Origin of the sequence: Marinobacter maritimus (genome assembly GCF_007671675.1) — a bacterium.
Taxonomy (GTDB): Bacteria; Pseudomonadota; Gammaproteobacteria; order Pseudomonadales; family Oleiphilaceae; genus Marinobacter; species Marinobacter maritimus.
Map to the genome: position 1 here is coordinate 1,292,538 of NZ_VCGW01000001.1, position 14,415 is coordinate 1,306,952.

Annotated in this window: 13 protein-coding genes; 4 read left to right on the plus strand and 9 right to left on the minus strand. The window is 54.6% G+C overall.

All coding sequences use genetic code 11. The features are described 5' to 3' along the window. Window positions 1-920: 920 nt before the first annotated feature. The 8 genes from FFI90_RS05905 to FFI90_RS05940 form a co-directional block, all read right to left on the minus strand. A complete protein-coding gene (locus FFI90_RS05905) occupies window positions 921-1,442 on the minus strand; it encodes a hypothetical protein (protein WP_144776948.1) in 522 nt (173 codons plus the stop codon). Then, window positions 1,430-2,560 carry a hypothetical protein gene (locus tag FFI90_RS05910; protein WP_144776949.1) on the minus strand — a complete coding sequence of 377 codons (1,131 nt, stop codon included), beginning with the start codon at window positions 2,558-2,560 and terminating at the stop codon, window positions 1,430-1,432. The genes FFI90_RS05905 and FFI90_RS05910 overlap by 13 nt, the downstream gene beginning before the upstream one ends. Further along, on the minus strand, window positions 2,553-5,060 hold the full coding sequence (locus tag FFI90_RS05915; RefSeq protein WP_144776950.1) for an FtsX-like permease family protein: 2,508 nt from the start codon (window positions 5,058-5,060) through the stop codon (window positions 2,553-2,555). Before FFI90_RS05915 ends, FFI90_RS05910 begins: the two co-directional genes overlap by 8 nt. After that, a complete protein-coding gene (locus tag FFI90_RS05920; protein WP_144776951.1) occupies window positions 5,057-5,743 on the minus strand; it encodes an ABC transporter ATP-binding protein in 687 nt (228 codons plus the stop codon). Before FFI90_RS05920 ends, FFI90_RS05915 begins: the two co-directional genes overlap by 4 nt. Window positions 5,744-5,752: 9 nt before the next feature. Further along, window positions 5,753-6,499 (minus strand): outer membrane lipoprotein-sorting protein, encoded by a 747-nt coding sequence (locus FFI90_RS05925; RefSeq protein ID WP_144776952.1) that lies wholly within the window; start codon window positions 6,497-6,499, stop codon window positions 5,753-5,755. Window positions 6,500-6,562: 63 nt separating this feature from the next. Beyond that, window positions 6,563-7,498 (minus strand): DMT family transporter, encoded by a 936-nt coding sequence (locus tag FFI90_RS05930; RefSeq protein ID WP_246123364.1) that lies wholly within the window; start codon window positions 7,496-7,498, stop codon window positions 6,563-6,565. After that, a complete protein-coding gene (locus FFI90_RS05935; protein WP_144776953.1) occupies window positions 7,467-7,664 on the minus strand; it encodes a DUF2933 domain-containing protein in 198 nt (65 codons plus the stop codon). Before FFI90_RS05935 ends, FFI90_RS05930 begins: the two co-directional genes overlap by 32 nt. A gap of 44 nt (window positions 7,665-7,708) precedes the next feature. Then, window positions 7,709-8,710: a YncE family protein gene (locus FFI90_RS05940; RefSeq protein WP_246123366.1), complete on the minus strand. Its 1,002-nt coding sequence runs from the start codon at window positions 8,708-8,710 to the stop codon at window positions 7,709-7,711. A gap of 318 nt (window positions 8,711-9,028) precedes the next feature. Here FFI90_RS05940 and FFI90_RS05945 point away from each other — a divergent pair, with 318 nt between their 5' ends. From FFI90_RS05945 to FFI90_RS05960, 4 genes are all read left to right on the plus strand, one after another. After that, window positions 9,029-10,321, plus strand: coding sequence for an ATP-grasp domain-containing protein (locus FFI90_RS05945; protein WP_144776955.1), 1,293 nt, complete (start codon window positions 9,029-9,031; stop codon window positions 10,319-10,321). A 219-nt stretch (window positions 10,322-10,540) separates the two neighbouring features. Next, window positions 10,541-11,386 (plus strand): DUF305 domain-containing protein, encoded by an 846-nt coding sequence (locus tag FFI90_RS20400; protein WP_144776956.1) that lies wholly within the window; start codon window positions 10,541-10,543, stop codon window positions 11,384-11,386. Window positions 11,387-11,397: 11 nt separating this feature from the next. After that, window positions 11,398-12,153, plus strand: a complete 756-nt coding sequence (locus FFI90_RS05955) for a glutaredoxin family protein (RefSeq protein WP_186317918.1) — start codon at window positions 11,398-11,400, stop codon at window positions 12,151-12,153. A 46-nt stretch (window positions 12,154-12,199) separates the two neighbouring features. Continuing rightward, a complete protein-coding gene (locus tag FFI90_RS05960; RefSeq protein ID WP_144776957.1) occupies window positions 12,200-12,640 on the plus strand; it encodes an ion channel in 441 nt (146 codons plus the stop codon). A 121-nt stretch (window positions 12,641-12,761) separates the two neighbouring features. Here the strand turns inward: FFI90_RS05960 and FFI90_RS05965 are convergent, their stop codons facing one another. Further along, window positions 12,762-14,351, minus strand: a complete 1,590-nt coding sequence (locus tag FFI90_RS05965) for a BCCT family transporter (RefSeq protein WP_144776958.1) — start codon at window positions 14,349-14,351, stop codon at window positions 12,762-12,764. Window positions 14,352-14,415: the final 64 nt, after the last annotated feature.

Here is a 14,415-nt window from a genome sequence, read left to right on the forward strand (position 1 = left end):
TCACAGCAACCAGCACTCCCAAAATCCCTTGGTTAATGCGTTTTTGTATTATTTTCATCTATCCTCCGAAATTTTTTAATATTAGATTTCTTGTTATCACGGCTAAAACTCCATGCCATCCCAGATATAACGAAGAAAACTGAAACGAAACTGAAAAAACGCATAAATAAAGTATCGCGATTAACTCTAAATTAAATTTAAATGATCGAGGTCAAAAAAAAATACACATACCGATTTACATTTCGAAATCTATTATGCTTTTCAGTTTCGTTTCAGGAAACCATGAGTTAATAATACCCGTTGCAGAGGGCTTTAGTTGGAGCCTTCGCCAGCGCTAGTTGGTTTGCATCAAGAATGGTCTCCACCATTCATACTCGCCGCAATACTTTTCAGTATTGCGGCTTTTTTCTCAATTAAAGAGCAAACTAATATTGTGCAGGGATAAAACTAGCCTGATTGTAGAGTTTTATTAGAGGCCGCACGGTATGCGCAGAGAAAGGGCACCGGCAGGATACTTTAAATAGGGGAGTGGAAGATCGAAGAACGTTAGTTGGTACACAAGAAGGCAGTGCCTACCACCGAGCGATGAAGCAGGATCAAAAAACACCGCAAGATTACTCCTGCGGCTAAATAAACTCGCAAAAAGCCCAAGAGTCACTAGCACTATTATTTCGTGCTGATGGCACCTTGAGTGTCAAACATTACAACACACAAACCTGAAACCAAACTGAATTACGATACGATTACCGATATTTATGAGAGAGGTACCCAGCATGAAAAAAACATTATCGCTACTGCATTAACAGCTTTGTTCTCTGCTATGGCAAATGCCAATTCCAGTCTGACGGATCGTATTTAAAACCCCAGGTTCTCAAAGGCTATAAGATATTTTCCAGCCCCGTTAAGAGGCACGTGGCTTATCATTTCATCCCGAATATACTCTGAATGCTCACGTCCTCACGCTTCGAAACCAACCATCCAAGGAACATCCATCTCGTGGAATAGACTAGCAACACAGGTAAGACCACCCACTGGGCGAGAGGTAATATTCCTGTGCCTGTCCCAGCCAGTTCGGGCATTCGCTCACTGTAACTCCACCTCTGTCCTTCTCCCGTCGCCCAATACTCAAAAACAATCGTCACGATCAGTCCGACACAGATGTAAAGCAACAGTGTCGACCGGCTCCAGGATTTCGCAACCCAGAACCAGTCCCTGGATAAACATGCCGCCATCGTGTATGCGCCAAAGGCTATATTCGCGTCTCCAAAGGTTGCGCGTGTACAGAGCCAGACGACATCCCAGTGACGCGCCTCGGCCATACCAACGAAGAACGGTACCTGCGCCATCTCCCAGAAAAAATGCAGAAAGAAGCTCACACCCCAAACCATCAGAGCAAGAACAGCGGCGGATCCTGATTTACGGGAAATATTCAGAAAAACCATTGCAACTCCAATAGAGCCAAGGGCTCCAGCTTTCCAAATTCACTGTCGTTATCACCACCAAACCATTGCGCCCCAGCGGTAAGATAAACTTCCTGCGTCATCGGCAGAGTCCAAGTTGAACGGGGATAGAGCACCCAACTGGCATCATCAGCATTGCGTATCACCACGACCCTATAATCCCAAAGTGGATTGATATCCTGCGAGACAAGCACACCTGTGTAGTGACGCCCTGCGTCGTGGGGTTCGCCAGACGTCAAACGACTCACCTCAAGCGTTCGCGGCTGCACCGTATTCCCATTGTAATAGTATTCGAGGGCCAGATTGACACCGTTGCGCAGGGACCAGTTGAGATTGGCGACCGCCTGCCAGTAGGCGACCGCCTCTTCACGGTCGCTCCAGACCATTTCGGTACGCCATCCGGTACCAGCCACTGAACCGCTACCGCTGACGCCCACTTTGGTCACGTCAGCAAACTCCCCGGCCATCACGCTGGCATCGATTCCACCTATAAATCGCTTGATCCGCAACGCGCCGCTTGATTCATTGGCATTATGTTGTGGGGCGTAAACTGCACTGATGCGCCCCAGTGCACCCCAGGATTTGTCCCATAACAAGGCATCCACTCCGGTTCGCTCATCCGGCTCCAATTGCAGCGGACTCACTGGGTTGAGGATGTCCATCGGATTCCAGATCAGGGTCGTGGCCCAGTTTATCTGCTGACGCCCCAACCTGAAGTCCCCCACTGGCGACCGCCATTGCAGAGTTCCTCGATAGAGCTGGTGGCGAATGACAAGCTCGCCTGACTCGTGAAGCTTGTCCTGTAGCGCCCAGTAACGAGGATCCCGGGCCTGCTTGAGAAGGGCAAACTCCGGTGAATTCAGAAAACTGCCAGAAAGAAACTCCAGGTCATAGGCCGCCTGAAAGCTCCAGGTCTGTTGCCGGTATTGCGGTTCCAGGCGCATCCGAGTGACATTGGACACATAAGGGTTGTCGTTGATCAATGAACGCGAACCCAGGGTCAGGTTCTTGAGAGTCCAAGTAGTATCAAAACCTGCCTGTACCCACGGAGCCAAAAACGCTGACATCATAATCAGTATCAGGCCCGTAAGTTTAACCATGGCGAATGGCCTCCACCGGATCCAGTTTGGCCGCTCGCCGCGCAGGGTAGAAAGCCACCAGAACCGAGCAGAGAAACAGCAACAGACTGGGCAACCAGACATGATCGAGAATAAGCACTGGATACACTTTGTCGGTGATGCCGGGAATTGTCTCGAAGGAACCTGCGATGGCAGAGAGATCGATGCCGTCGCGAGCCAGCCAGGCGACGATAAGCACGCCCAAAAGCGCCCCACCCACCATACCAATCAGCGACAGGAACAAGGCCTCGAAAAGGATAGTGAGTATCAGTTGCTGGCCCTGGGTACCCAAGGCCAGCATGACACCCAACTCCCGGGTTCGCTCCATAACCGACATCACCATGGTGTTCATGACACCAATGGCCACCACCACGAACACAACACTCAGGATCAGGTAGAAGTCAATCTGGCTCATTTCAATCATCTGCACCACAATCGGCAGCAGGGTTTCCCAGTCCTGAGCCACCAGCGGCGTACCGGCAAACTCACGATTGAGCCGTTGGGCCAGCGGCGTACTCTGGCCACGGTCCTGCAGGCGCAAAACAATACGCGAGGCCTGATCCGGGGAGAAGTCCACTAACTGACGTGCCTGAGCAATGCTTACAAACACATACTCACTGTCAAACAGGTCGCTGCCGGTGCGGTAAATTCCACGGATCGAGTATGCGCTGGATGCCAGGTCTCCGCCGGCCTGCTGGACGGTCACCACCAGTTTGTCATCCAGGCGGGCATCCAGTTCGTCTGCCAGCTTTCGGCCGATGACGATGCCGTCCCCGCCGGCCAGAACGTACTGGCCTTCCACCATGTAGCGGGCCAGATCGGTAACCTGTTGTTCCTGACCCGGTGCTACGCCCACCAGTTCCATCGGTTGGCTGGTCTTCGAATTGGCAACCATACCTTTAAGCACGACACGCGGAGTGGCGGCCTGCACTGCCGGTTGCTCGGCCAGCGTCGTCAGCCGCCGAGCCACGTTGTCGATACGCAGTTGGGGCGAGAGATCCACCTCGTGGCCCTTCGCCATCACCTGGACGTGGCCACTCAGCTGCTGGGTGGAATTGCGGATCATCTGCTCAAAGAAGCCGTCGGCAAAACCGTACAAAAACAGGTAGGCGGCCAAGCCAAAGGCTGTGGCCGAGGCGGTGATGAGCGAACGGCGCGGGTTGCGGAAAACCGAGCGCAGGGCCATCTGAGCGAAGATCACGAACGTCCGGTTGGAGGTCACCTCGGTGTGGATACGACGCAACCGGTTAGTGGCGCTGTTGTGGGCATCCATGGCCTCCAGAGGCGTCTGGCGGCTGGCGATCCAGGCGGGGAGTATCGCCGCCAGCAGGGCCACCAAAATCACAACGGCGCCAATGATCACCCAGCGATCGGGGCTGGTGGTCGGATAGACGATGCCGCTCAGGCCGGGCATGGTGTCCATGGCTTTGATGTAGGCGCTGAAGTCCAGGCCATGGTTGGCAAAGTAGGCGGTCACCACCAGCCCCAGGGCGAGGCCGAGGGCGTAGCCCACCAGGGCCAGCAGCGAGGTTTCCAGCAACACCAGTTGCACGATGCGCGAGCCGGAGGTGCCCACAGCCATCATGACCCCGAATTCCCGCCCGCGTTCCATCACCGACATTAAAATGGTGTTGACGATACCAGCGGCCACCACCACGAACACTACGAAGATAACGATGTAGGTCACCGCATTGTGAAAGTCCACCATCTGCACCAGCGAGGGCATCAGCTCAGGCCAGCCCAGCACTTCCACCTGCCGCGTTTGCAATTGCGGTTGCAAGCGAGCAATCACACTCTTCAACTGGTCGGGATCATCTACCCGAGCAGCCACTTCGGTGACCCGGCCCCGGAACGCATAGAGGGATTGGGCGGCCTCCAGGGGAATCTGAGCCACCCGGCCATCGATGCGTTTAACGCCGGTTTCGAACAGCCCCACCACGGTAAAACGGTCGGCACCGATGGAACCGTCGGCGGCCTGCACCACCAGAGCCAATTCGTCACCCATACCAGCTTCCAGAGCTCGGGCCGCACCAGTGCCGAGGACGATCTCGTTGCCGGACTGCAGGTAACGGCCCGCCACCAGCGAGCGGTCGAGGCGCGTCACGGCTTTTTCTCTGGCGGGATCAACGCCGATCAACTGTATCGTCCGGGATTGCTCGGCCAGACTGGCCAGCGCGTAGCCGGTCAGGCGCGGGGCCGCGGCCGCTACTCCTTCGGTCTCCGCCACCGCCCGCGTCAGGTCCCATTTCTGCGGTATGGCAATGTTCATTTCCCGTTCGTCGTGGAACCCGCGCTTGTGAACCTTCAGATCACCGGTAACGTAACCGGTCATGTTATTGATCATCTGGGTGTTGATGCCGTCGATGAAGGCCCACAGGAACACCAGACCCGCCACGCCGACAATCAGAGACAGCAGGGTGACCCCAGTGCGTCGCCGGTTAGCCCGCAGGTTGCCCAGGGCCAGGCGTGGCCAAGCCATCATGTACGGCGCTCGTCGCGTTCAATTCGACCGTCCTTGAGATGGATCACGCGCCGGGCCCGCTCCATGACCATGGGATCGTGGGTGGAAAACACAAAGGTGACGCCGTGCTCTTCGTTGAGCCGACGCATCATATCCAACAGGGCCGCACCGGTCTTGGAATCAAGGTTGGCCGTGGGCTCGTCGGCCAACACAATCGCCGGTTTGCTGACAATGGCTCGGGCCACCGCCACCCGCTGCTGCTGGCCGCCAGAGAGCTCATTGGGCAGGCGGGTTTCCAGGCCCTCCAGCCCCACTTCGGCGAGAGTGGCTCGGGCTTGCTGGCGGCGTTCGCGAAACGGGACACCGCGCAGCATCAGCACGTACTCCACGTTCTCCTGGGCCGAGAGCACGCCGATCAGGTTGTATTCCTGAAACACGAAACCTATCTTCCAAAGCCGCAAAACGGTACGTTTTTTGCGGCTCAGGCCGGTGATTTCCTGGCCGTCGATCTGGATGCGACCGGAGGACGGTTCGTCCAGGGCGCCGATCTGATTAAGCAGAGTGGTCTTGCCGGAGCCGGACGGCCCCACCAGCGTGGTGAACTCCCCTGCCCCGACGGTCACGGACACATCGTCCAGGGCTTTCACCGCCACACTGTTCTGTCGGTAGACGCGGGAGGTGTGTTCGACATTCACGAGTGTCATGAAGATGCCTTACTGTGGGTTGCGCAGGCGGCGCAGGCTGAACAGGTCGTCCTCCAGCGGAAGATCAAACTCGATAGATTCGATCTCGATCACGGTACGGGATTCAGGGTTGTCCGCGTCCACCATGGTCCAGCGTGTGGGGATTTGCCGACCGCCCAGGGAGCCGATGGCGCTGTAGGCCATCGTCTTGACCGCCTTATCTCGCTCTCCGTAATAGATCATTGCGACCGGAATATGATCCTCACGGATCTGAAACTCCAGGCGACTCCAGACCACAGGCGCGTCGGGTTTCGGGGTTGAAACCACGCGATACACCGTCACTCCGCCGGCCTCTTCACTACCGGTCACTTCGTGGATATAGTCGTCGACAAAGGAGCTTTCCTTGACCAGATCATCGTTGCTGAAGTTGGACCCCATCCAGGGCTGGAGCATCATGGAGGGGGGAATCTTGATGGTGCGATCCACCTTGGGCAGGTAGTTCCACATGGCGTCGCCAATGCGCAGCGAACCAATCCCTGCTTCCTTTTTGGGAGCATGAATGCGGATCAGTGCCTTCTCGGGTCGATCCATCCAGGCTTCCAGGTTCAGCTCCCGCGCCCAATATTCGGTTTCGATGCGCATGGTAAATCGACCGTGGTTGCTGTCCGACCACAGGGTGTTTTCCATCCCTTTAATCAATGATTCGGCCGAGGGGGCGCTGCCAAGCGCAAGACCCGGAAAAACACCGAGAAAAGTAATAACTGGCAAGCATTTCATGCACTGTTTCCTACGCTAACAATGTGTCCAGAACCACACACCTCGATTGCAGCTACAATTACACTACACGATACGTTTTTCCCGATTTGGGACTATGACAATCACCAACAGCCCCAAAACAGTGATCACAATCCCTGCAATTTCCACTGCACTGAATATCTCATCAAAAAATAGAGCCCCGATAAGTAAACCAAAGACCGGTGTCAGAAACGTAAACGGGTTGAGTTCGTTCAAAGGTGCTCTGGCCAGAAGCTCATACCAGAGCACAACCATCAACGCGGTTGCCGGAACTGCAAGCACGAATACGACCCCGGAGAATGACCATGTCCAGTCAACCTCGAAGCCTTCACCTGCCAGTAAAGAGGCGACAAGCAGAAATGCGGCCCCCAGGATGAGCTGAATTCCCATCGGCCAGTACACACCCTCCTCACCTGCCTGAAGCTTTAAAAGAACGTTACCAATTGCCGTTCCAACGGCACCAACCAGCACATACAGCACCCCTACGAAACGATCCGCTCCAAAGTCAAAATCGGGTAAAGCGAGTACAACGACTCCCACAAAGCCAATGAACAACCCGAGATATAAACGGACAGTAACTACTTCTTTAAGAACGAAAATCGACAGGATGGCGGCAAAGAGAGGCTGCGCATTCGCCAATACGGTTGCAACACCTGGCCCTACATTGCCCGCCCCGAGAAACATGCCCCCGAGGCCCATGCCCGTGTAACTGAAGCCAATCAGCGTAAGCATTACCAAGCGTCGAAAAGAACAGTCGAACCTGCGCCCCAATTTCATCCCTATGGCAATCAAAAAAGCACCTGCCAATAACGCTCTCAGAGCCGCAAACAGTATAGGAGGCGCATCCGGTAACCCAACAACGATGAACGGAAAGCAGATGGCCCAAAGAAACGCGACAACTACCATTCCGACAACGGTTTGTAGTGAAAGTGAATTGCCCGCCATTGCGCTACTTGTCACCTTCGTCAGCTTGACGTCCATGGTGATTGCTACCATGCCCCCCATGCATAAACTTATGGAGTAGAGGGCAGGCAAGAAGGATCAGCCAGGGCAACGCGCCAAGCAGGTGATTTTTGTGGTCACTCCAGAGCAAAACCAGCGCGATCCCGGCAAAAATTGCCAAAGTGATTTTGAAACGTCGATCCATGAGTAATCCCTGTTGGAGAAAAACAGCACCGGCAAAGCCCGATATTAGTGGGACTCAAGCGATATCTGATGGCCTATGCCTTTCAGCGGAATCTCATCAATTATGTCGAGGGATTCCGGGTCGAGCACCCAAAGCTTGCTCTCGCTACGACTGGTAACCAATAGCTGGCCATTATGGGGCGATACAGCCAGATGATAGGGTGCCGGGGCCAGCGTTACGCTGTGTCGGGCTCCGCTGGCGAGCTCAATACGGACGATTCGGTTGCTCCCCTTACTGGTTGCGTAAAGGATCTGGCCGTCGTCGCTCAAATCCACGCCATGGGGCTCGTCGCCAACTTCGTACGTTGCCGCCACGGCGCCGCTCGAGAGCTCAACAACAAGCACTTGGCCTGAGGCACCATTATTGACATAAAGCCGTTCGTTGTTGGGGGCGAGCACCATATGCTCCGGCCCGCCACCAACCCGCAGGTTGCGTTTGACGAACCAGTGCTCAATGTCCACTTCGCTGATTGTGCCATTGCCACTATTGCTGACCAGAAGAGACTGACCGTCGCCTGTTTCCACTATGAAATTGGGGGCTGGCCCCGTCGCCACAGACTTAACCAGCGTGCCGGTGTCCAGATCAACAATACTGATACCACCGCCCATGGGATGAGTGGAAACGGCATAGCGACCGTCCGATGTCACCAGAACATGGTGCACTGGCCCCGGGACCTCCAGTTTGCGAGCAATTGCATTCGTAGCAGTGTCCACCACATACAGCAGTCCGGTATTCGATTCTTCCGATACCGCAGCGGTGCCACCGCCGTGATGGGCTGCGTGTTCGTCTTCCGTAATACCTTCAGGGCGGCTAACTGGCACCTCGCTTTTATGGACAGTCAGGCTACCCACCACCAGGTACTGCCCGTCCGGGGTTAATGCCGAACCATGGGTATTCACGGTTCCAGTCATTGAAGACGTCACCTGACGACTCGCCAGATCAATAACACCCACGGAATCGGCCATTCCCATTGGAACATATACCCGGTTCGAATCTGCAGCTGCCATCAGCGATAAACTCATCGTGATGCTAGCGGTTAGCACAACTAACCAACGCTTGTGTCGCCGATGTTTCATCGTGTTACCTTTGCATAAGAGGATTTCATTACGATTTCTCCGCTCGGCTGACAAGGCTTCAAACCGTGCGTGATCATTACCCGCAGTCCAACACACGAAGCTGAAACAAGGCTGAATCAAGGCTAAAAACGGTTGCTAAACATACACTTTTTTGATCAGAGTCAAGGCCAAAACAGACAATTCAGTCTGTTGAAGAAACCTGACTCCTACATTTACAGTTTGAACATCAGCCTTAGCTAAGGGATCCAAATGCAAAATGTGCCCCAGGAAAACCGAAGAACCACCAATACTCACGCAGACCAGCTCAACCGGCAGTGCTACTGCATCACCCTCGACCGAAAAGCTCTCAACGAGAGCCTCCGGAATCAATTTGTAGGCGCTGAAAACGACCTGTCAGCGGTTCCTGATCTTCATCATCTTTTTTCAAACACGCCGGTTTTCGTCCCGTACGCTGATATTGAGACGATGGGACGCATAGTTCAGGCGATCGAATCAGCCGCCGGCCTTCCGCCCTATCAGGAACGCGCCCTGTCCTGGGCGCCAGACACTGCACACTTCGATCCTGGCCCCATAGGGGCCTTCATGGGTTATGACTTTCACTTGGGCCCAGATGGCCCTCAGCTAATCGAGATCAATACCAATGCCGGCGGCGCGTTTCTGAACACGATGCTGGCTCGGGCTCAACACCAATGCTGTGACCCATCTCAAAAGACCGCAGCGACCAAGCTGGCAATGGATGGATTTGAGGACGCAGTGTTCGACATGTTCAAAGAGGAATGGCAAAGGCAACGTGCTGACTCGATGCCACGCTGCTTGGCTATCGTGGACGATTCACCGGAAACCCAGTTTATGTTTCCCGAATTTCAGCTGGCCCAGCAGCTGCTCCAGGCCAGAGGCATTGATACCCTGATACTCGATCCATCGGAGCTTGAATATATCGGTGGTGCATTGACCGCAAAGGGCAAGCGCGTCGATATGGTGTATAACCGGCTGGTGGATTTTGCATTAGACGCCCCGGCTCATGAGGCGGTAAGACACGCGTATCTCGACGGCGCAGTGGTGGTAACACCCAACCCCCGTGCGCATGCTCTTATGGCCGACAAACGAAATCTGATCCTGCTGTCCGACCCGCCAACCTTGCGCAGTTGGGGACTCAGTGAAGAGGAAGCCGGATATCTGGAGAGCGCCGTGCCCAAGACCCGCCTGGTTTCAGCAAGTGACGCTGCGGAACTGTGGAGTGCCCGGCGTGAATTGTTTTTCAAGCCGGTTGCTGGCCACGGAAGTAAGGGTGTTTATCGGGGCAACAAGTTGACCCGACGCGTGTTCGAAAACATTCTGGAGGGCGACTATATTGCGCAGAATTTCGTTTCTGCGGGGGAACGAACCATGAGAGTTGACGGCACCGTAACCACGAGAAAGGTCGACATTCGACTTTACACCTACGCCGGAAAAAGTTTGCTTGTCGCTGCACGTGTGTACCAGGGCCAGACCACCAACTTTCGTACGCCCGGTGGTGGCTTCGCGCCGGTTTTTCAGGTGTGATTGTCTACCTTTCTGCTTCTCTAGCTCTCACCCATCACATCAAGTGAGGTCATTACGAATTCAGCCCCGATTGTGCAGCGTTTAGAGCTAAATGCCGGGATATAGTCGTCCAAAGGTGATTGATCTATGAACAAGGGCGCCTATACTTTCTGAACTCAAACCGGGCGGAGCTTCCGGCGCGGGAACATTGTTTGCGAATGCACTCAAAGGAGAGACCTTATGTCATATTGGCGCTTTTTCGGCATGATCGCCACCTCCACAATCGTAATGTTCGGTCTGATGTACGCAAATTCCTATGCATGGGAGCACCTGTACTACAGCGAGAGCCGTGTCTACATGGCGTTCTATATGGGCGCCGCAATGGCCGTCATCATGCTTTCCTTCATGCTGAGCATGTATTCAAACAAGATTGTTAACATCGCCATTTTTGCGGGGAGCGCTCTTCTATTTGCCAGCGCACTGTTTCTGTTCCGCAGTCAGGATTTCATCGAAGACAACGCGTGGATGAAGGCGATGATCCCGCACCACTCCATCGCGATCCTCACCTCGCGTCGGGCCGAAATCACCGATCCGCGGGTGGCGAAACTGGCCGAAGAAATCGTGCTGGCGCAGGATCGCGAGATTTCCGAGATGCGGTTCCTGATTGAAGACATCGAACGCAATGGCAAAGCCGGTGCCGACGCTGCCCTTGGGAAACCGAACGAACAAGCTCGGGTGGAGACAGTAGCGGATGCGCTGGCGACACCTGTTATTGCTGGCATTCGCCCAGCTCCGCTGACCGAGGCCGAAATCACCCGAGCTCTTGGCAGAGATGCGACTTGCCGCTTCCGGCGAGCTGTTGACGCCGACCCAATTCTGGCGACGGTGGACGGACGTGGCGTTGCCAAGATTTCCGGCTCGCTGATCATGCTGGAAGGCGACAGGTCGATGATGGAGACTGAAGGTGTCCGTATGACACTGACGCCCCCGGAAACCGATGCGGGCGAAGGCGCCGATCTCATCTTTGATCTGATGACCGAACCGCCGTTGCGCGTAGGCTTCGACGGCTACTGGACCTGCAATTGAAGGAGGCTGTGATGCCCAGCGATACTCAAACAAAGAACGCCGTCTTGTACCGGATGGATATGCCCGGACACACCTGCCCTTATGGCCTGAAATCCAAGGACTTGCTGGAGCGTGAGGGCTTTGAGGTTGAGGATCATACTCTGGAGACTCGCGGAGATACCGACGCTTTCATGCGCGAGCATGGCGTCGAAACTACGCCACAGACTTTCATCGGTGATAAGCGGATCGGAGGCTATGAAGACCTGCAAGTCCATTTAGGCAAAAAGGATCCCGAGGCCGACGACACAACCTATGAGCCTGTTATCGCGCTGTTCTCGGTCGCGGCGCTGCTTGCACTGGCTTTCGCCTGGGTCGCCCTGCCATCGGTCTTCGCATGGCAGACGCTGGGCTGGTTCGTATCAATCTCCATGGTTTTGCTGGGGCTGCAGAAACTGAAGGATATTGAGAGCTTTTCGACGATGTTTCTGAACTACGACCTGCTGGCGAAGCGCTGGGTGCGCTATGGCTATGTCTATCCGTTCGTCGAGACAGGCGCCGGCCTTCTGATGACAGCAACAATCCTGCCATGGCTATCAATTCCTGGCGCGCTTTTTATCGGTATCGTTGGTGCGGTGTCGGTCTTTAAAGCTGTCTACATCGACAAGCGCGAACTGAAGTGCGCCTGTGTCGGCGGCGACAGCAACGTTCCTTTGGGCTTCGTTTCCCTGACCGAAAACCTGATGATGGTCGGCATGGCGGTAGTGATGACCATCGTGATTTTCACCTAGTGCCGCTCTTCCGGCCGCGGCGCCGTCATCCAGACGCGAGCAACCGATGATTGTGGCGATTGTGCTGGCGGCGATTCTGATCGCCGTCTGCACTGCAATACATTACGGCGCGCTGCGGTTCGCCTCACAGTTCGTGACGCCATCCCGTCATCCGGGACACTGTCTTGCCGTGGCGGTCGCCGCGATCGTGCTTGCCCACACGTCCGAGGCACTGCTCTATGCGGCCGCCTTCTGGGTTGCCGCGCAGGATCTGCACGTCGGCGACCTCGTGTCGTCTGCATCTAACGACGGCACCCCCCTCACCTTTATGGACTACTTTTACTTCTCGCTGGTCAATTTCACGACGCTCGGGCGGGGCGATCTCACACCGGCTGGACACTTTCGATTCTTAACCGCGATGGAGGCCTTTCACGGCTTTCTGCTGATCACGGCATCCGGGGCCTTCGTTCTGCAGATCATGGGCGGCAAAAAACCATTCGCAAGCTAGCAAAGCGCTATCCTCAAAATTTACTGAGTTCCGAGCAAGAAACGATTACGACTCATCAACTCGGTAAGCTGTTATTTAATTTTAGGTGTGATTGTTTGATTCTAAATCAGTGCGTATTAGGTCATGCTCTTGCATCATCTGCCCCCGTCCATGGTTCAGCAGCCCGACTGTGCTTACAGCCCTCTCTGGGTGCCGCCAATGGCTCACTTCGTAACGCCTTCAACAGGCCGGCTACCATAACCACAATAACCAGCGAAAATGGCAAAGCCGCAAGTATGACCGCATCCTGAAGGACAGCAATGCCACCTGCCACCAGTAAAACAGCCGTCAGCACACCGTTACCAATGGCCCAGCCTGCTCTTGATACTTTGGGGGGCTCAAGTTGCCCTCCGGATAAGATAATATTGATCACTAATGCCCCGGAATCCGCTGATGTCACAAAGTAAACGCTGATAAGTAGCGTCGCGACGAAGCCCATAACAAACTGCACAAAATCGGGCGTTTGCAGATGCTCAATCGTAGCAAAAAGCGCATAAGCGACATCTTTATTGACTGCATCGACAATGCCGCCGCCACTAAAGAGTTCGCTGTGAAGTGCGGTTCCCCCCATCACCGAAATCCATACAAAGGTTACCAGCGTCGGCAGCAGGAGAACGCCAAACACAAACTCTCTCAGGGTGCGTCCGCGGGAAATTCGGGCAATAAACAGACCCACGAAAGGCGACCAAGCCAACCACCATCCCCAGAAAAACACGGTCCAGGCCGACTGCCAGCTTCCCGGTTCATTAGCGCCAACATAAAATGTCATGAGCAACAGATTGTCCAGGTAGCCGCCGATTTCCTGCACGAACAGCCCCACCATATAGTCAAAAGGACCAATCACCACAAAAGCGGCAAGTAAAACCAGCGTTAGCCAGAGATTCAGCTCGCTCAATACCTTTACGCCCCTCCTCACCCCGGACACCACCGAAATCGTCGCGATCAAAGTAACCACTACAACCACCGACAACTCTACCCAAAGCGACGATTCTATAGAAAATAACCACTTGAGACCGGTTCCGGTCTGGCGGGCACCCAGTCCAAGTGTTGTTGCCAGGCCAAAAACGGTGGCAAAAACAGAGAGCGTATCCACCATATGTCCCCAAAAACCAAAGATCTTTTCGCCGATAAACGGGTACAAAGCGGATCTTGGAGCCAGGGGAAGGTCATGCCGATAACTAAAGTATCCGAACGTAATAGCCACCGCTGCGAAAATTGACCATCCATTCAGGCCCCAGTGGAAAAAAGACAGTTGAATTGCTGTCGATGCCGCTGCGGGAGTATGGCCCTCTGGGCTAAAAGGATTTCCCTGGAAGTGCATAATTGGCTCTGCAATGCTCCAAAAGAGCAGCCCAACACCAGTGCCGGCGGCAAACAGCATGGCTAGCCAGGGGAAAAGCTGGTATTCCGGCTGTTCATCATCTTTACCAAGACGCACATTTTTGTAGCGCCCGAGTCCCAGCCAAAGAACAAAGGCCGTCAGAAATGCAACCAGTGCGACGTACCACCATCGCAGCAAGCCATCCACAGCCGAAGAAATATACGACAGTGCGCTCGCAAATTCGGATTGCCAGACAAGAGCCCCGACAAGGGTCAATCCAATTATAGCGATGCTGAGCAGTGAAGGGAGAATGGGCATCACTGGATGGCTGGCGCCTGTCAACTTCTGCATAAGGATTATTCCATTTCTTAAGTTTGTTTCCATCCGAAAAATAACGATACTGGCTACCCCGACC

What these genes read in the sequence shown, in the direction of transcription:
- FFI90_RS05905 (WP_144776948.1), bottom strand. Translation starts at nt 1,442, where the DNA reads ATGGTTTTTCTGAATATTTCCCGTAAATCAGGATCCGCCGCTGTTCTT.
- FFI90_RS05910 (WP_144776949.1), bottom strand. Translation starts at nt 2,560, where the DNA reads ATGGTTAAACTTACGGGCCTGATACTGATTATGATGTCAGCGTTTTTG.
- FFI90_RS05915 (WP_144776950.1), bottom strand. Translation starts at nt 5,060, where the DNA reads ATGATGGCTTGGCCACGCCTGGCCCTGGGCAACCTGCGGGCTAACCGG.
- FFI90_RS05920 (WP_144776951.1), bottom strand. Translation starts at nt 5,743, where the DNA reads ATGACACTCGTGAATGTCGAACACACCTCCCGCGTCTACCGACAGAAC.
- FFI90_RS05925 (WP_144776952.1), bottom strand. Translation starts at nt 6,499, where the DNA reads ATGAAATGCTTGCCAGTTATTACTTTTCTCGGTGTTTTTCCGGGTCTT.
- FFI90_RS05930 (WP_246123364.1), bottom strand. Translation starts at nt 7,498, where the DNA reads ATGGACGTCAAGCTGACGAAGGTGACAAGTAGCGCAATGGCGGGCAAT.
- FFI90_RS05935 (WP_144776953.1), bottom strand. Translation starts at nt 7,664, where the DNA reads ATGGATCGACGTTTCAAAATCACTTTGGCAATTTTTGCCGGGATCGCG.
- FFI90_RS05940 (WP_246123366.1), bottom strand. Translation starts at nt 8,710, where the DNA reads ATGGCAGCTGCAGATTCGAACCGGGTATATGTTCCAATGGGAATGGCC.
- FFI90_RS05945 (WP_144776955.1), top strand. Translation starts at nt 9,029, where the DNA reads ATGCAAAATGTGCCCCAGGAAAACCGAAGAACCACCAATACTCACGCA.
- FFI90_RS20400 (WP_144776956.1), top strand. Translation starts at nt 10,541, where the DNA reads ATGTCATATTGGCGCTTTTTCGGCATGATCGCCACCTCCACAATCGTA.
- FFI90_RS05955 (WP_186317918.1), top strand. Translation starts at nt 11,398, where the DNA reads ATGCCCAGCGATACTCAAACAAAGAACGCCGTCTTGTACCGGATGGAT.
- FFI90_RS05960 (WP_144776957.1), top strand. Translation starts at nt 12,200, where the DNA reads ATGATTGTGGCGATTGTGCTGGCGGCGATTCTGATCGCCGTCTGCACT.
- FFI90_RS05965 (WP_144776958.1), bottom strand. Translation starts at nt 14,351, where the DNA reads ATGCAGAAGTTGACAGGCGCCAGCCATCCAGTGATGCCCATTCTCCCT.